This is a genomic window from Methylobacterium nodulans ORS 2060 (genome assembly GCF_000022085.1).
GTDB lineage: Bacteria > Pseudomonadota > Alphaproteobacteria > Rhizobiales > Beijerinckiaceae > Methylobacterium > Methylobacterium nodulans.
Window position 1 is genome coordinate 4,242,787 of record NC_011894.1, and the last position, 20,970, is coordinate 4,263,756.

Genomic DNA, 20,970 nt, shown 5'->3' on the forward strand with positions numbered 1-20,970 from the left:
GCGGGAGCGGCACGGGCTTGCGCAATTCCTCAGGCTGGCGGGGTAGAGTTCACCTGGTTGGCTTCAAGTCAGGTGTCCGGGATGCCTGCCCGGTCCATGGGCGTGGCGCGGGTCACGGGGGAGCCACGCGTCATGCCGGTGGGCAAGGCTGCTTGCGGCTTGACCTGTTTCCCGATTGTCGGAGCGATCCTCGCTCGCGCATCCGGTCGTACATCACTGTCTCTGCGGAGAACACGAGCCTGAGCGCGGAACGTCGCGGCGCCAGCCATTGTTGGTCTCCTGCCCGGCCCCCGGGTGAGCCGGGAGACATGGCTTGAGCATTGTTGGCCTCATCCTGGGCCGTCGACTGGCGAATCGCGAGTATGGCGAGCGGAAGATTGGCGCCTTCGAGGGCCTGCCAGCCATGGGCCTCGACGGCCTCGGCTCGTCCGCTTACGGGCCCGAGGCGGCCCTCACCGTCCTGAGGCCGCTCGGCGCGGCAAGCCTCGCCTCTATCGGCTGGGTCACGGCGCCGATCGTGGCGCTCCTCGTTGTCCTGTTCGTTTCGTACTGGCAGACGATCCGGGCCTACCCCACCAACGGCGGAGCCTACGTCGTCGCCAAGGAAAATCTCGGCACGAACGCCAGCCTGCTCGCGGCCGCGGCGCTGATGATCGACTACGTCCTCAACGTCGCCGTCGGCATCTCGGCAGGGGTGGCGGCGCTGGTGTCGGCTGTCCCAGCGCTGCATCCCTATATCCTGCCGCTGTGCCTCGGCATCCTCCTCCTGGTCACGATCGTCAACCTGCGCGGCACGCTCGATGCCGGCCGCCTGTTCGCCCTCCCGACCTACACCTTCGTGGCGAGCTTCGCGGCCATCCTGGGCATCGGGATCTACAACACCGTGACGTCGGGAGGCAGCCCGCACCCTGTCGTGCCCCCGCCCCATCTCCCCGAGGCGGCGGAGGCCGTGAGCGTGTGGCTGCTGCTGCGCGCCTTCGCCGGCGGCTGCACGGCCATGACTGGCGTGGAGGCCGTCAGCAATGGGATGAGCGCCTTCCGCGAACCGCCGGTCAAACACGGACACCGGACGCTGACCGCCATCGTGGTCATCCTGGGCAGCCTCCTCGCGGGCATCGCCTATCTCGCCACCGCCTATCGCGTCGGTGCCATGGATCAAACCCAAGGAGGCTACCGCAGCGTCCTCTCCCAGCTCGCGAGCGCGGTCATCGGCGAAGGCGTCTTCTACTACGTGGCCATGGGCTCCCTGCTCTGCGTCCTGGCCCTGTCGGCGAACACGAGCTTCGTCGATTTCCCACGTCTCTGCCGGGCCGTCGCACAGGACGGATTCTTGCCGAAGCCCTTCGCGGTCGTCGGGCGGCGCCTCGTGTTCTCGGTCGGCATCCTCTATCTGGCCGCTACGGCCGGGATCCTCCTCACGGTGTTCGGCGGGATCACCGATCACCTGATCCCGCTGTTTGCCATTGGCGCCTTCATGACCTTCACCATGTCGCAGACCGGCATGGTGGCGCACTGGCTCCGCGCCATCCGTCATGCCACATCCGCCCGCGAACGCTGGGCTCACAAGGTTCATCTCGCCATCAATGCGGTCGGCGCCACGACGACCGGGGTGGCCCTCATCGTGATCCTGTCCGCCAAGTTCCTGGAGGGCGCATGGATCACGGTCGTGGTCATGCCGCTGGTTATCGTGCTCCTGAAGGCGGTCCGGAGCTACTACGACGAAGTCGCCGCCCGTGTGCGCGAACCGGGCCCGCTCGACCTCCGGGAGACCGAACCGCCCGTCGTGCTTGTCGCGCTTGAGGACTGGAACAAGGTCGGCGACAGGGCGCTCGCCTTCGCCATGAGCCTCTCGCCTGACGTCGTCGGCGTTCATCTGATCCAGCTCGAGGGCCCTGACGAGGAGGAGCGCCACCGCATCTTGCGGGCGCAATGGAAGAAGGATGTCGAGGAGCCGGCGCGCCGGGCCGGGTTGGCACCGCCGCGGCTCGTGATCCTGCGGGCGGGGCGCCGCACCATTTACGAGCCGATCCTTGAGCTTGCGCGGGAGCTCCAAGCCCGGTTCGGGGGCCGGCGCATCGCCGTCCTGATCCCGGAACTGGTGCAGCAGCGCTGGTACCAGACCATCATGCATACGCACCGGGCGCGCCGGCTCCGCTCCCGGCTTCTGAAGCACGGCGGGCCCCGTCTGACGGTGGTCAACGTGCCCTGGTACCTGGACGAGATGGAGGCGCCGGCTCGACCGCGAGTGGCCGCCTGAGGAAGCCCCGCCTCGATGGACGCCACCTGTCGCCCCATGGTGGAACTCCAGTATGCGGCGGCCGTGTCGCACGGGCCGGTGCGTCAGGCACTCAAAAAGCCGCGCTCAAACCGCATCTGAGGCGGATGTGGTGCATTCCGCCCCAGCACTCGGCGGAGTTCGTCTTCCACATGGAGGAGGGGCTGGAAGTGTATTGCCGGCCCTATGATGCGCGCCGGCCGGTGGTGTGCCTGGACGAGACTTTCAAGCACCGGATCGGCGCGACCTGCCCGCCGCTGCGGGTGCGCCCGGGATCGGAGGCGCGCACGGACCAAGTCCATGTCCGCAACGCACCACACGCCCCAGCATGGCTGGTGGCTCACCATGGCCGAGATCGAGTTGAGCGCACCGGAGGCTGCTGTGCCTCGCCCGGCGCATCGCCCAGGCCGAGACGCTCAGTCGTCAGGTCGCCTTCTGGGAAGAGCGGCGCAACGCCGCCAAGGTGAACTGGCACTTCATGACCTGCCAAGCTCGCGACAAGCCGCGCAGCCTCTCCCCAGCACTTGATCTAGGACAAAACACTAGAGCCGTGGCCGTTTCGGCTGAAACGGCCACGGCTCCCAAGTTTTTAATGGTTCGCGCTCCCTTGCGCCGAACCGGCCTCCACTTCGGCGGGGAGCGCTCTAGAAGGGGATATCGTCGTCGAGGTCGTCGTAGCGCTTCTGGCTACCCCCCGCCGGAGCCGGACGGCGCTCACCGCCGGACGAGCGGTCGCCGCCGAAATCGCCACCGCGGCTGATCTGGCCGCCGCCCATCTCGTCCATGGCGCCCGTCTCGCCGCCGCCGCGCCCGTCGAGGATCGTCAACTCGCCGCGGAAGCGCTGCAGCACCACCTCGGTCGTGTACTTCTCGACGCCCGACTGGTCCTGCCACTTGCGGGTCTGGAGCTGGCCCTCGACGTAAACCTTCGAGCCTTTGCGCAGGTACTGCTCGGCCACGCGGGCGAGGTTCTCGTTGTAGATCACGACCGAGTGCCACTCGGTCTTCTCCTTGCGCTCGCCGGTGGCCTTGTCCTTCCAGGATTCCGAAGTCGCGAGCCTCAGGTTGACCACCGGGTCGCCGGAGGTGAGGCGGCGGGTTTCGGGGTCGCGCCCGAGATTGCCCACCAGGATCACCTTGTTCACGCTGCCCGCCATCACACTCTCCTCAACGCCGTTCATCTCTCTCGGGCTGCCGCGCCCGGCCCAGGCTTGCGGACCGTCCATGGGTCGCGCCCGAAGGTGGGCCGAACGGATCCGCACCGGCAAGGTCGACGGGCAGCCTGTGCCCGGAACACACAGCCGGCAGGATCGAGATCGTTCTATCTTTGTTCGCACAAAAGAGCAAGATGAAGCGTGCTCCGCGCCTGGGCGCTTCCGATCCGGACCACGTCGACTGCCGTGCGGCCAGCCGCCGATCGCGACGACGGCAGGTCTGGCGATCGGGCCGGCTCCGCCCAGAACACCGCTGCGTCGTCATCGACAGCAATGCTGCCTCCACAAAAAAAGGCCACACGCGCGGTGTGGCCAAAGTCTAGGGAGGAAACGCCCCAAGATGGGCAGCAACTCGACGATGCCATCGCCGTGTTGCAGTGCGAGATATAGGCGCGGCGGCGTGGCTTCGGCAAGCGGCCCTTAGGTCAGGTAGGGTGATTGGTGTGGGCTGGTGCATTGATGCCACGTGCCTTGACGAGTCCCCGGTTGACGAAGGCTGAAGAGCGCAGTGAGGAAGGCCTGTCGGCACGACGGCAGGGCGGGAGCCTGCCTCCCGGGCACGGCGATCGACAGTCGGTCCGGATCGTCATGCCTCTTGCACCGTTCTCTCCCGGGAGGACGATGCATGGTGGATGCGACCGTGACGACGATGCCCGAGCCCACGACGCGGTCGATCCGCGTGCGCGGAATGGTCATGCACATGGCGGAGGCCGGTCCGGAGGACGGGCCGCTCGCCCTGCTCCTGCACGGCTTTCCGGAGTTCTGGTACGGCTGGCGGCACCAGATCGGGCCGCTCGCCGCGGCCGGCCTGCGCGTCGTCGCGCCGGACCAGCGCGGCTACGGGGCGACCGGAAAGCCGACCGATCTCGGCCCCTATCACCTCGACGAACTGGCCGCGGACGTGATCGCTCTCGCGGATGCGTTCGGGCGGGATCGGATCCGGGTGGTCGGCCATGACTGGGGCGGGCTCGTCGCGTGGCGGGTGGCGGCTCAGTACTCCGAGCGGATCGATCGCGCGGCGATTCTGAACGCGCCGCATCCGGACGTGTTCATGGACTATGTCCGGCGCCATCCGAGCCAAGCGTTGCGCAGCAGCTACATCGGGTTCTTCCAACTGCCCTGGCTGCCCGAGACGATGCTGCGGGCCGGCGACTTCGCACTCCTTCGCCGTGCCCTCGTCACGAGCAGCCGCCCCGGCACCTTCGAGGCCGCGACCCTCGACCGCTACGCGGCCGCCTGGGCCGAGCCCGGGGCGCTCACCGGCATGCTGAACTGGTACCGCGCCCTGCGGCTGCCCCGGCGCCCGGCGCCATCCCCGGTGCAGCCGCCGGTGCTCGTCCTGTGGGGCGAACGCGACACGGCCCTCGAAGCCGGCCTGGCGGAGGATAGCCTCGCGCGCTGCGCGGACGGGCGCGTGCAGCGTTTCCCGGACGCGACCCACTGGGTTCAGCACGAGGAGCCCGAGGCCGTGAACCGGGCGCTGGTCGGCTTCCTGACGGCCGATACCAACGGTCATTGAAAAGGACCGTTGGTTCCGTTCTCGGATTTTCGCCAAGCCAAAGGCTTGGCGAAAATCCGAGATGGATCAACGGCCCGCTGCGTCAGCACCCGCTGCGTCAGCAGCCCGGGCCGTTGCTATGAAACCGCTCCTCAAGCCTGTGTCCCGAAAGCGTCACCTGGCCCTCCGTCTGCCGACCGTGGCTTGACCGTCCGGATCCACCTCGGCCATGCCCGCTGCTCCGCGCCGCGATCCGGCGCACCCGCAGAGTGAGGGGGACAGATGACGCCTCGAATTCTGGCGCCGCTCTGCGGCGCCGCCCTGATGGCGCTTGCCGGCACCGGGCCCGGCCGTGCGGCGAACCTGCTCGACCGCGGCCCGCTCGCCGACTTCCTGACCGTCTTTCGCCAGCAGGCGGTGCCGCGCCAGACCATCGGCTGGAACAGCCCCTACAAGCCCGGCACCGTCGTGATTTCGACGAGCCAGCGGCGGCTCTACTACATCCTGCCGAACCAGGAGGCGATCCAGTACGGGGTCGGCGTCGGACGGCAGGGCTTCTCCTGGTCGGGCACCAAGACCGTGACCATGAAGAAGGAATGGCCCGCCTGGCGGCCACCCGGGCAGATGCTGAAGCGGCGCCCCGACCTGCCGCGCTACATGGCGGGCGGGATGGACAACCCGCTCGGTGCCCGCGCGCTCTATCTCGGATCGTCGCTCTACCGCATCCACGGCTCGAACGAGCCCGAGACCATCGGCGCCGCCGTGTCCTCCGGCTGCATCCGCATGACGAACCGGGACGTGATCGATCTCTACGATCGGGTGAAGGTGGGCACCAAGGTGGTGGTGCTGCCCTGATCCGATCGCCGTGAAGGTGCCGGACCCGCCGGGAGACGGTCCGGCGCGTCGTGTCGTCAGCGCCGGGGCCGGTCGAGGCCGGCCCGCCGCAGCGCCTCCGCCAGGGCGCCATCGCCGGAGGGGCGCGGCTCCGGACGGGAGGGGCGCGGCGCAGGCTCCCGCCGGCCACCCTCGCGGCCCTGGCGAGCGCCGGCGGCATCATCGAGGCGCATGGTCAGCGAGATGCGCTTGCGCGGCACGTCCACGTCGAGGACCTTCACCTTCACCACGTCGCCGGGCTTCACCACATTGCGCGGGTCCTTCACGAAGCTGTTCGACAGGGCCGAGATATGGACGAGGCCGTCCTGGTGGACGCCGACATCCACGAAGGCCCCGAAGGCCGCGACATTCGTCACCACGCCTTCGAGCAGCATCCCGGGCTTGAGATCCGCGATGGTCTCGACACCCTCCCGGAAGGTCGCGGTGCGGAAGCTCGGGCGCGGGTCGCGGCCCGGCTTCTCCAGCTCCGCGATGATGTCGGTGACGGTCGGCAGCCCGAACGTGTCGTCCGTGAAGCTCTTCGGGTTCAGCCCGCGCAGCAGGGCCGTGTTGCCGATCACGCCCTTGATGTCGCTCTTCGTCGCCGCGAGGATCCGGCGCACCACCGGATACGCCTCCGGATGCACGCCCGACGCGTCGAGCGGGTCCTCGCCGCCGGTGATGCGCAGGAAGCCCGCTGACAATTCGAAGGCTTTCGGCCCGAGCCCGGCCACCTTCTTGAGCCCGCTGCGGCTGCGGAAGGGGCCGTTGGCGTCGCGGTGGACGACGATGTTCTGCGCCACGCGCTCGGTGAGGCCCGAGACCCGGGCGAGGAGCGGCGCCGAGGCGGTGTTGACGTCGACGCCGACGCCATTGACGCAATCCTCCACCACCGCGTCGAGGGAGCGCGACAGCTTCCCCTCCGCGAGGTCGTGCTGGTACTGGCCTACGCCGATCGAGCGCGGCTCGATCTTGACCAACTCCGCCAGGGGATCCTGCAGCCGCCGGGCGATCGACACGGCCCCGCGCAGCGACACGTCGAGATCCGGCAGCTCCTGGCTCGCATAGGCGGAGGCCGAGTAGACCGACGCGCCGGCCTCCGACACCACGACCTTGGTGAGCTTCAGCTCCGGATGCTTCTGCGCGAGTTCCGCCGCGAGACGGTCCGTCTCCCGCGAGGCGGTGCCGTTGCCGATCGCGACCAGCTCGACCTTGTGGAGGTGGCAGAGCCGCGCCAGCGTGGCGAGTGAACGGTCCCAGTCGCGCCGGGGCTCGTGCGGATAGATCGTGTCCGTGGCGACGACCTTGCCGGTCGCGTCCACCACCGCGACCTTCACGCCCGTCCGGTAGCCCGGATCGAGGCCCAGCGTCGGGCGTGCCCCCGCGGGCGCGGCGAGCAGCAGATCGCGCAGGTTGCCGGCGAAGACCCGCACCGCCTCCGTTTCGGCCGCTTCCCAGAGCCGCGCCCGCAGGTCGAGCTCGATCGACAACCGGAGCTTCGTCCGCCACGCCCAGCGCACCGTCTCGGCGAGCCAGCGGTCGCCCGGCCGCCCCTCGTCGCGGATCCCGTGCCGCAGCGCGATCCGGCCCTCGGAGAGGTTGGGCGCGCCGGGCTCCGCATTCGCCGGATTCTCATCAAGGCGCAGGTCCAGCACCTCCTCCTTCTCGCCCCGGAACAGGGCGAGCACCCGGTGCGAGGGGAGGCGGGTCAGCGGCTCGGAAAAGTCGAAATAGTCGGAGAACTTCGCCCCCGCCTCCGCCTTGCCCTCGCGCAGCGTCGAGACGAGGCGCCCGCGGCTCCAGAAGGATTCGCGCAGCGCCCCGATCAACTCCGCGTCCTCCGCGAAGCGCTCGACCAGGATGGCACGCGCCCCTTCGAGCGCGGCCTCCGGCGTTCCGACACCCTTCTCCGCGTTCACGAACGATGCGGCGGCGTCGAGCGGCGCGCGTCGCGGATCGGTGAGGAGCGCCTCCGCAAGCGGGCCGAGCCCAGCCTCGCGGGCGATCTGCGCCTTCGTGCGGCGCTTGGGCTTGTAGGGCAGGTAGAGGTCTTCGAGCCGCGCCTTGGTCTCGGCCGAGAGGATCTGCATGCGCAGCGCCTCATCGAGCTTGCCCTGGGCCTCGATGCTCTCGAGGATCGCCCGGCGGCGCTCGTCAAGCTCGCGCAGGTAGCGCAGGCGCTCCTCCAAGGTGCGCAGCTGCGCATCGTCGAGCGTGCCGGTCGCCTCCTTGCGGTAGCGGGCGATGAACGGGACCGTCGATCCGCCGTCGAGCAGATCGACCGCCGCCTTGACCTGCCATTCCTGCGCGCCGAGTTCGGCCGCGATGCGCTGGGTGATGCTCAGCATGTCCTGCCCTTGGGAACCCGGCGAGACGGCTCCGTCGGGCTTCGCCCGCGGGGCTTCGCCCCAAGGGGCGCTGCCCCTTGGGAAACCCCGCCGGAGGGCCTCAGGCCCTCCGGACTCCCCGAAGTCGCTCGCGGTGGGCGGTGTAGAGGCCGCTCGCCGCGATCACAAGGACGCCCAGGCCCATGAAGGCATCCGGGACCGAGCCGAAGGCGAAGGCGCCGATCAGCGCCGCCCAGACGATCTGGCTGTAGGAGAACGGCACCAGCGTCGAGGCCGGGGCGTGCCGGTAGGCGATCGTGACGATCCAGTGGCCGGTGGTCGAGATCAGGCCGATCGCCGCGCCGATCGCGACCTCCTTGAGGTTCGGGGTCGTCCAGACGGTCGGGACCACACAGGTGAGGAGCGCGAAGCCGACGAGAGCCGACCACGTCATCGTGGTCTGCGGCGCGTCGTAGCCGTTGATCTTGCGGGTGGCCACCAGGGCGAGGGCCCAGAACAGCGCCGAGGCGACGGGAAGCAGCGCCGCGGCCTGGAAGGCGCTGGTGCCCGGGCGCAGGATGATCAGCACGCCGCAAAGGCCGACGAGCGCGGCGATCCAGCGCCGCATGCCGATGGTCTCGCCGAGAAGCGGGATCGACAGGGCGGTGACGAAGAGCGGGGACACAAAGCTGATCGCCGTCGCCTCCGCCACCGGCAGGTAGCGCAGCCCGCAGAGGAAGAGCACCGCGGAGGCCACCAGGGCGAAGCCCCGCAGCAGCTGGAGCCCCGGCCGCGCGCTGCGGAACGGCGAGCGCCCGCGCTGCCTGGCGCCGCCGACCAGGGAAGCGGCCAGCATCACCACGACGAAGCCGGCATAGCGCAGCCACGCAATCTCGAGCGGCGGGAGCGACCCGGCGAGGTACTTCGCGGTCGCATCGGACGATGACAGGAAGACCGTCGACAGGATGACGAGCGCGATTCCGCGCAGCGGCTGATCCCCGATCAGGGACAGGGCGGGGCGCGACGGGAGGACGGCAGGAAGGCTGGGGGCGAGCGTGGCCACGGAACGACAGGGGCGGGAGAACGGGACCCGCTCAACTTACCACTGCTTGCCTCGACTGAGCCGTGACGATCCCGCGGAACGGCCATGCTGCCGGCTCAGCCCTGATTAAGGCCGGGTTTACCGGGTTGTGGCCAAACGAGGGCCAGGATCGCGCGGCGGCCCGGCCCGTCACGGCCGGGCGCCGCGCATGTTCAGGGCGCCTGACGGCACCAGTTCACCACCGGCCGGGTCGACCCTGACGGATGAAACCGGCCGCAAGGCCCCCGATGGCAGCCAACCCCGGCTCTCATGCTGAGGTGCTCCTTGCGATCTTCGATCGCCAGCACCTCAGCACGAGGAGCGGGGCGGCTGCCACGCCGGTCAGGTTCGATCGAGACAGAGCGAGCGCTGCGGCGTCGCATGCTCCATCTCACCCGCAGAGCCAGTTTCCCATTCAGGAGGTCAGCAGCATCGGAAGCCGCCGCGCCCGCCGGCCCCGAAGCGGGCGTTCTGCCGGTCGCGGAAGAACTCCGTCGGGGTCATCGGCTCCTGGTCCGGATGCGTCTTGCGGATATGCGCCACATAGGCGTCGTAATTGCCCTGGCCGACCATGAGCCGGGCTCCGTCGCAGACGCATTTCGTAAGGGTGGCCCAGCGTTGCCGCAGGGCCTCCGTCTGCAGGGCCATGGCCGCCTCACTCCGCCGGAGCCGGGACCGCGCCGCGCGTATCGGCTTCCAGCGCCGTCCAGGTCGTGGCCCGGTAGGCCGCGATGCAGGACTTCACCCCGAAGGCGACGATCGCCACGACCACCGCCACGAAGAGGAAGGCGAGCAGCGCGTCGATGCGGTCGTTGAACACGATCTGGTGCATCTGGTCGATCGACTTCGCCGGCGCCAGCACCTTGCCCTCGGCCACGGCCGAAGCGTAGCGGTCAGCATGGGAGAGGAAGCCGACGCGCGGATCGGCGGAAAACACCTTCTGCAGGCCGGCGGTGAGCGTGCAGGCCACGAGCCACAGGGTCGGCAGGATGGTGATCCAGGCGTAGCGCTCGCGCTTCATCTTGAAGATCACCACCGTGCAGAGGGTGAGCGCGATGGCGGCGAGCATCTGGTTCGAGATGCCGAAGAGCGGCCACAGGGTGTTCACGCCGCCGAGCGGGTCGGTGACGCCCTGATAGAGGAAGTAGCCCCAGGCCCCGACGCAGATCGCGGTCGCCAGGATGCTCGGCCCCCAGGAGGCCGTGTCCTTGAAGGCCGGCACCGCGACGCCGATCAGGTCCTGCAGCATGAACCGCCCCGCCCGGGTGCCCGCATCGACTGCCGTCAGGATGAACAGGGCCTCGAACAGGATGGCGAAGTGGTACCAGAACGCCATCATCGCCTTGCCGCCGATGACGTTCGAGATGATGTGGGCCATGCCGACCGCGAGGGTGGGGGCGCCGCCCGCCCGCGAGATCACCGTGTGCTCACCCACATCGGCGGCGGTCTGCTGGATGGTCGCCGGCACGATCGGGAAACCCATCTGGGTCACCGCCGCCGAGGCGGTCTCGGGCGTGGTGCCGATGATTGCAGTGGGCGAGTTCATGGTGAAGTAGACGCCCGGATCGATGACGCTCGCGGCGACGAGCGCCATCACGGCGACGAAGGATTCCATCAGCATGCCGCCATAGCCGATGAAGCGGGCATTGACCTCGTTGTCGATGAGCTTCGGGGTCGTGCCCGAGGCGATCAGGCTGTGGAAGCCCGAGACCGCGCCGCACGCGATGGTGATGAACAGGAACGGGAACAGCGAACCCGACCAGACCGGGCCGCTGCCGTCGACGAACTTGGTCACCGCCGGCATCTGCAGGTGCGGGGCGAGCACCAGGATGCCGAGGGCGAGGCCCACGATGGTGCCGATCTTGAGGAAGGTCGACAGATAGTCGCGCGGGGCGAGCAGCAGCCACACGGGCAGGATCGAGGCGACGAAGCCGTAGCCGATCAGCATCCAGCAGAGCTGCGTGCCCGTGAAGGTGAACATCCGCGACAGCGTCGGGTCGTTCGCGACTGTCTGGCCGTACACGATGGCGAGCATCAGGAGCACGAAGCCGAGGAGCGACACCTCGCCGATCCTGCCCGGCCGGATCCAGCGCGAATAGACGCCCATCAGCATGGCGATCGGGATCGTCGCCATCACCGTGAAGGTGCCCCAGGGGCTTTCGGCCAGCGCCTTCACGACGATGAGGGCGAGCACCGCCAGGATGATCACCATGATCAGGAAGGCGCCGAACAGCGCGACGATGCCCGGGACGATGCCGAGTTCGGTCCGGATCAGCTCGCCGAGCGAGCGCCCGTCGCGGCGCATCGACACGAACAGGACCATGAAATCCTGCACGGCGCCGGCCAGCACCACGCCCGCAATGATCCAGAGCAGGCCGGGCAGGTAGCCCATCTGCGCGGCGAGCACCGGGCCCACCAGCGGGCCGGCGCCCGCGATCGCCGCGAAATGGTGCCCGAACACCACGTATTTGTCGGTGGGCACGTAATCGAGCCCGTCGTTGTGCCGCACGGCCGGGGTCGGGCGGTTCGGGTCGAGCCGCATCACGTGGGTGGCGATGTAGAGCGAATAGTAGCGGTACGCGATCAGGTAGATCGACACCGCGGCAACGACGATCCAGAGGGCGTTGACGGTCTCGCCGCGGGTCGTGGCGATGATGGCGAGCGCGGCGGCACCCAGGGCGCCGACGAGGGCCCATGGCCCGTGCTTCTGGATGGCTGTCATGCGAGCGAGTCTCCCGAGGGGGGCGGTCCGGCAGCGGACGGCCGTTTAGTTTCCCGGGACATTAACCGCTTTTAGACTCTCGCATAAGCACCCGCGGCCGCCGCAGCCCTGTCACGGCCCGCGCGGACGACATCGCTCATCCTCTCTCCGCCCGGCCCATCCGCTTCGCGCAAGGCCGCCGGCGCGTCAGTTGGTCGAACTCTCGGAGAGAATATGGTCGTAGTCGAGGTTCGCCGTCTCGATCACGATCTGGGTGCGGCTGATCACGCCGAGCTTGCGCAGGATCTCCGACACGTGCGCCTTCACGGTGGAATCGCCGACGCCGAGTTCGTGCGCGATCTGCTTGTTGAGCTTGCCCTGCCGGATCATCAGCAGCACGCGCACCTGCTGGGGCGTGAGTTCGGCGATGCGCTGCGCGATCGGCGGCTTGCCGCCGCGGGGCGCCTCACCCTCCTGGGCGCCCACGCCTTCGGGCACGAAGATCGAGCCGTTGAGAACATCCGTGATGGCGCGGGTGAGCACCGCCTTGCCCGCGGCCTTCGGGACGAACCCGGATGCGCCGTGGCTCAGCGCCTCGCGCACGATGCGCGGATCGTCGAGGCCCGACACGACCAGGATCGGGATGCGTGGGAACCGAGTGCGAATCGCGATCAGGCCGTCGAAGCCGTTCACGCCGCGCATGGTGAGATCCAAAAGCGTCAGGTCCACCGAGCGCAGGCGCGAGAGCGTCGCGCAGGCGGCCTCGATCCCATCCGCCTCTTCGACCGCCGCCGCCGGAAAGGCGAGCCGCACCGCACTCGCCAGAGCCTCGCGGAACAGCGGGTGATCATCGACGATCATCAGATGCATGTCCGACCCCTTTTCGACGGGCGCCGGCCTTTCGTCCGGTGTCCTCCCGTCGCGAGGAGACATATGGTTGCCCGTCCCGGTCAATCCCACCATCGGCCTGCAACATCCTTATCAAGCTGCCGGCGGCCCGCCTCCGCGGAGCCTCCGCCGCCCCCGCCGCGCTGCCGAACCGCCCCGCAGAAGTAATACTTTCCAACTACATCTGTTATTAGCGGGATTGAGGATTATCATGCGAGCTGATCTTATGACACTGTGCTTTGGTATGACGATGCCGGGGCGGCGTGAGGATGAGGTCTCCCTGCACCTTCGTCCAATGGCCGGCGAGACAGGGTCAGCCGTATCGTTCGGGCCTTCAGCGGTCGGAGGAAACGTCACCGCGAAGCAGGCGGGACCGGGGCTGGCATCATGGCGGGCGCGCCTGTCCGGGCGCGCCGGCCGATCGCGGGGGCGATCGCCGCCCCGCTCCCCAGCGCAGGCGCAGTCGCCGCACCGGCTGCGCCTGCGCACCCTGCCGCATTTGCCTCTTTCCCGGGCAGCCGCCATAATGCGCACCGTCCCGCCGTGTGACGGGCGGTGGGTCTGGGAGAGGAACCGTGGCGCAGGGCACACGCTCCTGCTCGCACCAGTGCGGCATTCAGACGGCCTGGACCGATGAAGCAGGTGCGGAAGCGGCGGTGGCAGCGTTTGCGGCGACACTCGATCGCGAGCGGATCGCGCATCTCGTGATCTTCTTCTCGCCGAGCTACGGCGTCGACGGTGTGGCGGCGGCCGTCGCCCGTCACTTCCCGGGCATCCGGGTCTCGGGCTGCACCTCGTCGGGCGAGATCAGCCCGATGAGCGGGTTGGCGCGGGGCCTCGTCGCCGTCGCCTTCCCGCGGGAGGGTTTCCGGATCGCCTCCGTGCTGCTGGACAGGATCGACGATCTCGACGTGGAGCGGGCCGCGGAAGCGCTGCGCCTGCTGCGCACCAGCCTCGACGCGATCGGCACCGGAGGGCAGCGCTTCGCGATCTCGCTCATCGACGGGCTCGCGAATGCCGAGGAGGCGGTGACCTCCGCCGTCGCGGGCGGGCTCGACGGCGTACCCCTCGTCGGGGGGTCGGCCGGGGACGAACTCACCTTCTGCGAAACGGCGCTGATCCACGACGGGGCGGTTCACCGCCGCGCCGCGATCCTGCTGCTGATCGAGACCGACTTCCTGGTCGAGATCTTCAAGAACCACAATTTCGAGCCGACCGGGACCAAGTTCGTGGTCACCGACACCGATCACGGGCGGCGCGCGGTGCGGGAGCTGAACGCCGAGCCGGCCGCCCTGGAATACGCGCGTGCACTCGGCATGCCGCTCGAGGCCCTGACGCCCACCGACTTCGCCGCCAATCCGCTCGTGGTGCGCATCGGCGGCGATTATTTCTGCCGCTCGATCCGCCACCTCAATCCGGACGGCTCGCTCAGCTTCTTCTGCGCGGTGGACGAAGGCGTGGTGCTGACCCTCGCCCGCCAGAAGGACATCGTCGAGGCGACGCGCGAGGAGCTCGCGCGCCTCGACGCGCGCCTCGGCGGGCTCGACCTCGTCATCGGCTTCGAATGCGTGCTGCGCCGCCTCGACGCCGAGCTTCATCAGGTCCGCCATTGCATCTCGGACCTCTATCGCCAGTACAACGTCGTGGGCTTCGAGACCTACGGCGAGCAGTTCCGCTCCATGCACCTGAACCAGACCTTAACTGGCATTGCGATCGGCCGGCGGACCGTGTCATGAGCGTCGAGACGGAGGAGGTCACGGCGGCCGAGGAGCGCGAGGCGCTGCTGCGGCGGATCGCCAAGCTGGAGCGTATCAACGGCGCCCTGATGGCTCAGGTCGAGCGCTCGATGGATCAGCGCGGCACCGCCTATTCGCTGTTCCAGACCGCCATCACCCTCGAAGGGCAGGTGCGGGCGCGGACGGAGGAGCTGACGGCGCTGATGCGCAGCCTGGAGCGCTCGAACCAGGCGCTCACCGCGGCGAAGGAGGAGGCCGAGCGGGCGAACCGCTCGAAGACGCGCTTCCTCACGGCCGCGAGCCACGACCTGCTCCAGCCGCTCAACGCCGCGCGCCTCTCGCTCTCGGCGCTCGGCGACATGCCGGTGGGGGCGGAAGCCCAGGCGATCGTCGGCCAGGTCGAGCGCGGCCTCCAGACCATCGAGGACCTGATCAAGACCCTCCTCGACATCTCGAAGCTCGATGCCGGGCTGATCCAGCCGGCGCCCCGCAGCCTCAATCTCGCCGACGTGTTCGAGAGCGTCGAGGCGAGCTTCGGCCCGCTCGCCGCGCGCAAGGGCCTGCGCCTCGGGGTGCGGCCGGGCGACCTCTGGGTCACGAGCGACCTTCTGCTCCTGCAGCGGATCCTCCAGAACCTCGTCTCGAACGGAATCCGCTACACACAGGCGGGCGGCGTGCTGGTGGCGGCGCGGGCCCGCGGCGCGGAGGTGCGGATCGACGTGATCGATTCTGGCTCGGGCATCCCGGACGCCGACCGGGACCTGATCTTCGAGGAGTTCCACCGCGGCGGGCGCGAGAGCGTCGACGGCGAGATCGCGCTTGGCCTCGGCCTCTCGATCGTGCGCCGCTCCGCCGAGGCGCTCGGCCACCGGCTGACCCTCGCCTCGCGCGTCGGCCACGGCTCCCGCTTCACCCTGATGCTGCCGCGCGCCCGGGCGGAGGCGCCCCGGCCGGTGCAGCCGCTCGCCCTGCCGACGAGCCTGACGGGCGCCCGCATCGCCGTGATCGAGAACGACCGCGCCGCGCTCGAAGCCCTGGCGCGGCTGTTCCAGAACTGGGACGCCCATGCGCTGGCGGCCCGTGACCATCTCAGCCTGATGCGCCTGACCGGCTCGACCTGGAGCCCGGACGTCATCATCGCGGATTATCACCTTGACGGCGGGGCCTGCGGCCTCGACACGGTGACGTGGCTGCGCACCGTGCACGGCGGCGACATCCCGGCGGTGGTGACCACCGCGGACCATTCGCCGGAGGTCGAGGCGCATGTGCGGGCCGCCGGCTGCGAGCTTGTCCACAAGCCGATCAAGCCCGGACAGCTGCGCGCATTGCTGGCGCATCTGTTGACGAAAGCTTGAGCGTCCCCGCGTTCCGCGCAGGCGTGCCCCGCAAAGGTCGAGGGCAGGCGGGACTTGCCTTCTCGCCGCATGCTCCCCAAATTTGCTGAATCGCGCCGTCCCTGCGGCCCGTGCTCGCACGGGCCGCAGGGACGGCGTGCCGTGCTTCATTTCTCGAACCGGCCCGTCATCCTCTTGTGGATCGAGTGGAGGCCCGTGAGTCAGCCCGATATGAATCAGCTCGTGCGCATGTCGCATCTCTTCCCTGCCGAGACCGTCGAGGAGCCGTCGCCGGAGCTTCGGGTGCCGTTCGCGCAGTCGGGCGCGTTCGTGTGCAAGTTCATCATCGGCGAGCCGAACGACCGCGCGATCTGCTGCGGCGCTCCGGTGCAGGACGGGAAGAGCTGGTGCGCCTTCCACCGCCGCATCGTCTTCGAGCCGGCGCGTCCTGGCCGCCTGCGCTGAGGCAACCGTAGCATCGCCGTTCGACGGGCTGGAAGCCGAACGGGTTTCCGGGCCGGGGCGTTCGGCCGGGCGCTGACGCTCGCGGGCAGCGGCTCAATTTCCGGCGGCGCAGGGATAGAGGGCGGGCATCCGGCGGCGCGGCCCGCGCCCGTCCTCCGCGGCGACCGGGCGGCGGCAGCCGGGAGAGCCAGCCCGCGGATCCGCCCCGATCACCCATCCGGGCCCGTCCCAGGTGCCGAGAGTCGGGTAGAGCGTCCGGACCAGCATGGTCTGCCGGAGCGGCGCCGACCGGGGGACGCCGCGCGGCCGACGCGCAAGCGCGACCGGCTGCGGCGGATGCCGTGCGGACGGACTCGGATGGCGGCGGCTGGTTGCGACCAGCCTGACGGGGGCGGGCATGCGCCTGGCCCGAGGCCGGATCGGGTGCGGCATCGCGCCCTGTTTCGGATGCGCGACGGCCGAGGCGGCCGGCCCGGACGGGGCTGCGGCGCGGCTCGGCGGATCGGTCCAGCGGGTCTGTGCTTCCGCGCCGGGGACGGCACAGAGCAGTAGCGCCACCGCGAGTGCGAATCGGCGATTCAACACCAGAACGGTCCCTTCCGTAAGGATGCAGCGCGTCCCGACGGCATAGAGCATGTCGTGCCGCAGGGGAATCCCGGTGGCCGTCCCGGCCGACGCCCTGCGCAGAGGACACAATCTGCCATGGCGGGCACCCCGGGGTGAGGCTCGCCTGGTGCGCCACCGCATGGCAGCCGCGGTACTGCGCGGCATGGTCGCCCTGTCACGTCGCCAAGCGGCGCAGGAGATCCGACCGATGACCGACCACGCCACCATCCGCAGCGCCATCCTCATCGGCTTGGCCGCGGCCGGCGCGCTGCTGCCGTTCCAGGCCTCGGCCCAGGGCTGCGAGGAACTCTGGTATCAGCGCAACCGCATCTTCAAGGAAGCCGGCTACTGCTTCCGCACGCCGCGCGGCATCCGGACCTTCGGCAATGCCGGCTGCGCCTACGACGACGAGCGCGACGTGCCGCTCTCCGTCCGGCAGCGCGACGCGGTGGCGGCGATCCGCGAGACCGAGCGGCTGCTCGGCTGCCGCCCCTGACGGAAGCTGGCGCTCCGTTTGCGATCGGGGGCGACACGTCCCGCGGGAGGCCTGATCATGCATCAGAACAAGACCGAGATGTCCGGATTTCATCCGGGTTCGCCGTTTCTGGACAGACTGCGCGATGCCGCGATGCTCCTGACGCTGGCAGTGGGCATTCCGCTCACCCTGGCCTGGGTCGGCCTCGTCGGCTGGAGCGTCGTCTGGCTGATCTGCTGGGTGCTGTGAGACCGCTCGGGCGCCCGACCGGCCGTGGCCCGACGCCCGCCGCTGGTTTTAAAGACCGGGAGGGCCGCCAGACCCCGATCGCCTCCGCCATGGGCTATGGGGAGGCGGGCGTGCCCGGTCCTGCCCCCGCCTCGCCGATGAGCACGCGCCGGTCTCCGATCCGGCGCGTGAAGTGGATGTCGTCGAGATGTTCGAGGAGCGGGATCGAGAACTTGCGCGAGATCCCGAGCACCGCTCCCGCCTCGCGGGCCAGGAAGCCGTCTCCCCCTGCGAAGCTGCGCGCGAGCGTCGCCTTGGCGCCCTCGACGGCCTCGCGGTGGAAGAGAATCGCACGGCGCTGCACCCGGTCCACGGCGCGGATCAGGGTTCCGGCCCGGACCAGATGGGCGAGCGCCTCCTGGCGGCGGATGTCGCGCCCGACCGCATCGATCTCGTCGGGCGGGGTGAGGCCGCCCCGGCGAAACACCGCTTCCAGGCCGCGCACCACCTCGGATTCGTGACGCGACGGGTCGGATGCCGCCGCCCGAACGAGATCCCGGTCCCGCACCCGACCCCTCGGCTCCATCATTCTCCTCGCGCGCAGCCCCGGTCGGCACGGGCCTCGTCACCGAACCGTCATCCCGCCATGCTGAACCCGTGCAGAACGAGGGAGGAGAACCGCGGTGAGGGATGCAACGCGCTACGCGCTCTACTACACGCCCGACCCCGGCTCCGCGCTCGCTCGTTTCGGCAACGGCATCCTGGGCTATGACAGCGAAAGCGGCGCGGCGGTTCCGCGCCTCGCCGGATTCGCGGATGTGGAGGGCGTCAGCGTCTCGCCGCGCAGCTACGGCTTCCATGCCACCCTCAAGGCGCCGATGCGGCTCGCGGCCGGCCGGAGCGAGGAGGATCTGCTCGCCGCCGCGGCCGCGCTCGCGGCGCACCACCCGCCCGTCCCGGTCGGACGGCTCGTCGTCGCAACCCTCGACGGCTTCACGGCTCTGGTCCCGGCCGAGAGCCCGGCCGGGCTCGGCATCTTCGCAGCGGAGTGCGTAGCCGCCCTCGACCCGCTCCGGGCTCCCTTGAGCGAGGCCGAGCGGACGCGGCGCCGGCCCGAGCGCTTAAGCCCGCGCGAGCGGGCGCTCCTCGACCGCTGGGGCTACCCGTACGTGTTCGAGTTCTTCCGCTTTCACATGACCCTGACGGATGCGCTGCCGGTGGAGGACCGTGCGCCCTGGCGGGAGCGCCTGAGCCGGGCCTACGGCGCCGGGGAGGAACTGGTAATCGATGCCGTGACCCTGATGCGGCAGGACGGGGATGCGCCGTTCCGCGTATTGCGGCGCCTTCCCTTCGGGAAGCCGTCCTGACTCCCCGCCATCCCGGCACGGCGCCGGCCGCTGTCATCCCACTGTCGCTGACCGGGGTTTAGGTCCGCCTCGCAAGCGACCACGGACGGGTTGATGCTGGTTGTCGAGAATCTCACGCGCCAATACGGCGCCCGGCGCGCCGTGGATGGCGTGTCGCTGCGCATCGAGCGCGGAAGCTTCGTGGGCGTGATCGGGCGATCGGGCGCGGGCAAATCGACCCTGCTGCGCATGCTCAACCGGCTCGCGGACCCGACGGAAGGGCGCATCCTCTACGACGGGCTCGACGTCACGGCGCTGCGCGGGCGGCGCCTGCGGGAATGGCGCGGGCGCTGCGCCATGATCTTCCAGCAGTTCAACCTCGTCGGTCGCCTCGACGTGATGACGAACGTGCTGATGGGGCGGCTCAACCATGCGCCGGCCCATCGCTCGCTCCTCAAGCTGTGGTCGGCGGAGGACAAGGCGCTGGCGCTCGCGGCGCTGGAGAGTTTCGACATGGGCACCTTTGCGGCAAACCGCGCCGATGCCCTCTCGGGCGGCCAGCAGCAGCGGGTCGCGATCGCCCGGGCGCTGGTGCAGGAGCCCGAGATCATCCTGGCCGACGAGCCGGTCGCCTCCCTCGATCCGCGCAACACGCGGCTGGTGATGGACGCCCTGGCGGAGGCGAACAAGCGCTACGGCATCACGGTGCTGTGCAACCTGCACTCCCTCGACCTCGCGCGGGCCTATTGCGACCGGCTGATCGGCCTCTCGGCCGGCCGGCTCGTCTTCGACGGCCGCGGCTTCGACCTGACCGAGGACGTGGCGCAAACCCTCTACCGCCTGGAGGCGGGCGAGGTGATGGACCGCCCGCCCGCCCCGCCGCTGCCGGAGCCCGGCGCCCAGCCCGTGCGGGCGGCGGCGCGCCTCGGCGCCTGACGGTTCGACCGGACGCGGAACCCCCCGCGCCTCAAAGAAGGATGGACACGATGCTCAACCGACGCACCCTCGTCGGCGCCTTCGCGGCGCTCGCGACCCTGGCGGTCCCGGCCGCGGCGCAGGATTGGAAGGCCAAGTATCCGGAGCTCACCCTCGGGGTGATCCCGGCCGAGAACGCCTCCGGCACGGTCGACCGCTACACGCCGCTCACCGAATACCTGACGAAGGAGATCGGCGTGCCGGTGAAGCTGCGGGTCGCCAACGACTACGCGGCGGTGATCGAGGGCCAGCGGGCCGGCAACATCCAGATCGCCTTCTACGGTCCGGCCTCCTTCTCGCGCGCGGTGATGACCGGCGTGAAGACCGAGCCGGTCGTCAACCAGAAGCACAGCAACGGCGCCTCCGGCTATTACTCGGTCGTCTACGTGAAGGCCGACAGTCCCTACAAGACCCTGGCGGACCTGAAGGGCAAGAACCTCGCCCTCGTCGACCCCAACTCGACCTCGGGCAACCAGGCCCCGCGCTTCTTCATGCAGAAGGCCGGCTACGACGTCGAGAAGCACTTCGGCAAGACCTTCTTCGCGGGCAGCCACGAGAATGCCGTGCTGGCTCTGGTGCAGGGAACGGCGGATGCCGCCGCGAACCTCTGGAACTCCGAGGACGACACCGCCGTCACCCGGATGATTACCAAGGGCATGCTCAAGAACGCCGACGGCTCGCCGATGAAGCAGTCGGATTTCCGCGTCGTCTTCAAGTCGGAGTTCCTGCCCGAAGGGCCCTTCGCGATCCTGTCCAGCCTGCCGGACGACCTGAAGAAGTCCATCCGCGAGGCCTTCGTTGCCGTGCCGAAGAAGGACAAGGCTGCCTTCGACAGGCTGTCGGACGGCAAGGACCTCGACTTCACGGCCGTGACCCTGAAGGACTATCAGCCGATCATCGAGATGCTTCGGTACAACGACGAGCAGCGCAAGCGTTCGTAAGGGTCCC

Annotated in this window: 19 protein-coding genes; 11 read left to right on the forward strand and 8 right to left on the reverse strand. The window is 69.5% G+C overall.

From position 1 onward, the window contains the following. Nucleotides 1-313 precede the first annotated feature (313 nt). Nucleotides 314-2,257 (forward strand): APC family permease, encoded by a 1,944-nt coding sequence (locus tag MNOD_RS19715; protein ID WP_015930709.1) that lies wholly within the window; start codon nucleotides 314-316, stop codon nucleotides 2,255-2,257. Nucleotides 2,258-2,919: 662 nt separating this feature from the next. Here the strand turns inward: MNOD_RS19715 and ssb are convergent. Continuing rightward, complete coding sequence (gene ssb, locus MNOD_RS19720; protein WP_015930711.1) at nucleotides 2,920-3,432, reverse strand: single-stranded DNA-binding protein; 513 nt, start codon at nucleotides 3,430-3,432, stop codon at nucleotides 2,920-2,922. A 682-nt stretch (nucleotides 3,433-4,114) separates the two neighbouring features. Between ssb and MNOD_RS19725 the strand changes: the two genes are divergently transcribed. Continuing rightward, nucleotides 4,115-5,008, forward strand: coding sequence for an alpha/beta fold hydrolase (locus MNOD_RS19725; protein WP_015930712.1), 894 nt, complete (start codon nucleotides 4,115-4,117; stop codon nucleotides 5,006-5,008). A gap of 261 nt (nucleotides 5,009-5,269) precedes the next feature. Next, nucleotides 5,270-5,842, forward strand: coding sequence for a L,D-transpeptidase (locus MNOD_RS19730; RefSeq protein WP_015930713.1), 573 nt, complete (start codon nucleotides 5,270-5,272; stop codon nucleotides 5,840-5,842). Between the two features lie 56 nt (nucleotides 5,843-5,898). Here the strand turns inward: MNOD_RS19730 and MNOD_RS19735 are convergent, their stop codons facing one another. The 5 genes from MNOD_RS19735 to MNOD_RS19755 all read right to left on the reverse strand — a co-directional run bounded on the left by MNOD_RS19735 (nucleotide 5,899) and on the right by MNOD_RS19755 (nucleotide 12,839). Continuing rightward, nucleotides 5,899-8,208, reverse strand: coding sequence for a Tex family protein (locus MNOD_RS19735; protein ID WP_015930714.1), 2,310 nt, complete (start codon nucleotides 8,206-8,208; stop codon nucleotides 5,899-5,901). Between the two features lie 100 nt (nucleotides 8,209-8,308). After that, nucleotides 8,309-9,250: a DMT family transporter gene (locus tag MNOD_RS19740; protein ID WP_015930715.1), complete on the reverse strand. Its 942-nt coding sequence runs from the start codon at nucleotides 9,248-9,250 to the stop codon at nucleotides 8,309-8,311. Nucleotides 9,251-9,691: 441 nt separating this feature from the next. Further along, complete coding sequence (locus MNOD_RS19745; RefSeq protein ID WP_015930716.1) at nucleotides 9,692-9,916, reverse strand: YbdD/YjiX family protein; 225 nt, start codon at nucleotides 9,914-9,916, stop codon at nucleotides 9,692-9,694. 7 nt (nucleotides 9,917-9,923) lie between these two features. Beyond that, nucleotides 9,924-11,990, reverse strand: a complete 2,067-nt coding sequence (locus MNOD_RS19750; RefSeq protein WP_015930717.1) for a carbon starvation CstA family protein — start codon at nucleotides 11,988-11,990, stop codon at nucleotides 9,924-9,926. Between the two features lie 186 nt (nucleotides 11,991-12,176). Continuing rightward, nucleotides 12,177-12,839 carry a response regulator gene (locus tag MNOD_RS19755; protein ID WP_085984947.1) on the reverse strand — a complete coding sequence of 221 codons (663 nt, stop codon included), beginning with the start codon at nucleotides 12,837-12,839 and terminating at the stop codon, nucleotides 12,177-12,179. A gap of 593 nt (nucleotides 12,840-13,432) precedes the next feature. On the opposite strand from MNOD_RS19755, the gene MNOD_RS19760 reads away from it, so the two are divergent. The 3 genes from MNOD_RS19760 (at nucleotide 13,433) to MNOD_RS19770 (ending at nucleotide 16,392) form a co-directional block, all read left to right on the forward strand. Next, on the forward strand, nucleotides 13,433-14,593 hold the full coding sequence (locus tag MNOD_RS19760) for an FIST N-terminal domain-containing protein (RefSeq protein WP_015930719.1): 1,161 nt from the start codon (nucleotides 13,433-13,435) through the stop codon (nucleotides 14,591-14,593). Continuing rightward, nucleotides 14,590-15,948, forward strand: coding sequence for a hybrid sensor histidine kinase/response regulator (locus MNOD_RS19765; protein WP_015930720.1), 1,359 nt, complete (start codon nucleotides 14,590-14,592; stop codon nucleotides 15,946-15,948). The genes MNOD_RS19760 and MNOD_RS19765 overlap by 4 nt, the downstream gene beginning before the upstream one ends. Nucleotides 15,949-16,158: 210 nt before the next feature. Continuing rightward, nucleotides 16,159-16,392 carry a GcrA family cell cycle regulator gene (locus MNOD_RS19770; RefSeq protein ID WP_012332750.1) on the forward strand — a complete coding sequence of 78 codons (234 nt, stop codon included), beginning with the start codon at nucleotides 16,159-16,161 and terminating at the stop codon, nucleotides 16,390-16,392. 93 nt (nucleotides 16,393-16,485) lie between these two features. On the opposite strand, the gene MNOD_RS46910 is transcribed toward MNOD_RS19770, so the two are convergent. Then, nucleotides 16,486-16,659, reverse strand: a complete 174-nt coding sequence (locus tag MNOD_RS46910) for a hypothetical protein (protein WP_157091515.1) — start codon at nucleotides 16,657-16,659, stop codon at nucleotides 16,486-16,488. Between the two features lie 547 nt (nucleotides 16,660-17,206). Between MNOD_RS46910 and MNOD_RS19780 the strand changes: the two genes are divergently transcribed. Together MNOD_RS19780 and MNOD_RS48150 are read left to right on the forward strand one after the other, a co-directional pair. Then, nucleotides 17,207-17,494, forward strand: a complete 288-nt coding sequence (locus tag MNOD_RS19780) for a YARHG domain-containing protein (RefSeq protein WP_015930723.1) — start codon at nucleotides 17,207-17,209, stop codon at nucleotides 17,492-17,494. 57 nt (nucleotides 17,495-17,551) lie between these two features. Next, nucleotides 17,552-17,722 carry a hypothetical protein gene (locus MNOD_RS48150; protein ID WP_015930724.1) on the forward strand — a complete coding sequence of 57 codons (171 nt, stop codon included), beginning with the start codon at nucleotides 17,552-17,554 and terminating at the stop codon, nucleotides 17,720-17,722. 94 nt (nucleotides 17,723-17,816) lie between these two features. Here the strand turns inward: MNOD_RS48150 and MNOD_RS19785 are convergent, their stop codons facing one another. Further along, on the reverse strand, nucleotides 17,817-18,287 hold the full coding sequence (locus tag MNOD_RS19785) for a SelB domain-containing protein (protein ID WP_043749085.1): 471 nt from the start codon (nucleotides 18,285-18,287) through the stop codon (nucleotides 17,817-17,819). A gap of 97 nt (nucleotides 18,288-18,384) precedes the next feature. Here MNOD_RS19785 and MNOD_RS19790 point away from each other — a divergent pair, with 97 nt between their 5' ends. From MNOD_RS19790 to phnD, 3 genes are all read left to right on the forward strand, one after another. Then, nucleotides 18,385-19,068, forward strand: a complete 684-nt coding sequence (locus MNOD_RS19790; protein ID WP_015930725.1) for a DUF1045 domain-containing protein — start codon at nucleotides 18,385-18,387, stop codon at nucleotides 19,066-19,068. 93 nt (nucleotides 19,069-19,161) lie between these two features. Next, entirely contained in the window at nucleotides 19,162-19,983 is an 822-nt protein-coding gene (gene phnC / locus MNOD_RS19795) for a phosphonate ABC transporter ATP-binding protein (RefSeq protein ID WP_015930726.1), read from the forward strand. A 50-nt stretch (nucleotides 19,984-20,033) separates the two neighbouring features. Then, the gene (phnD, locus tag MNOD_RS19800) at nucleotides 20,034-20,963 is read left to right on the forward strand and encodes a phosphonate ABC transporter substrate-binding protein (RefSeq protein WP_015930727.1); all 930 of its coding nucleotides are present in this window, start codon (nucleotides 20,034-20,036) and stop codon (nucleotides 20,961-20,963) included. Nucleotides 20,964-20,970 lie beyond the last annotated feature (7 nt).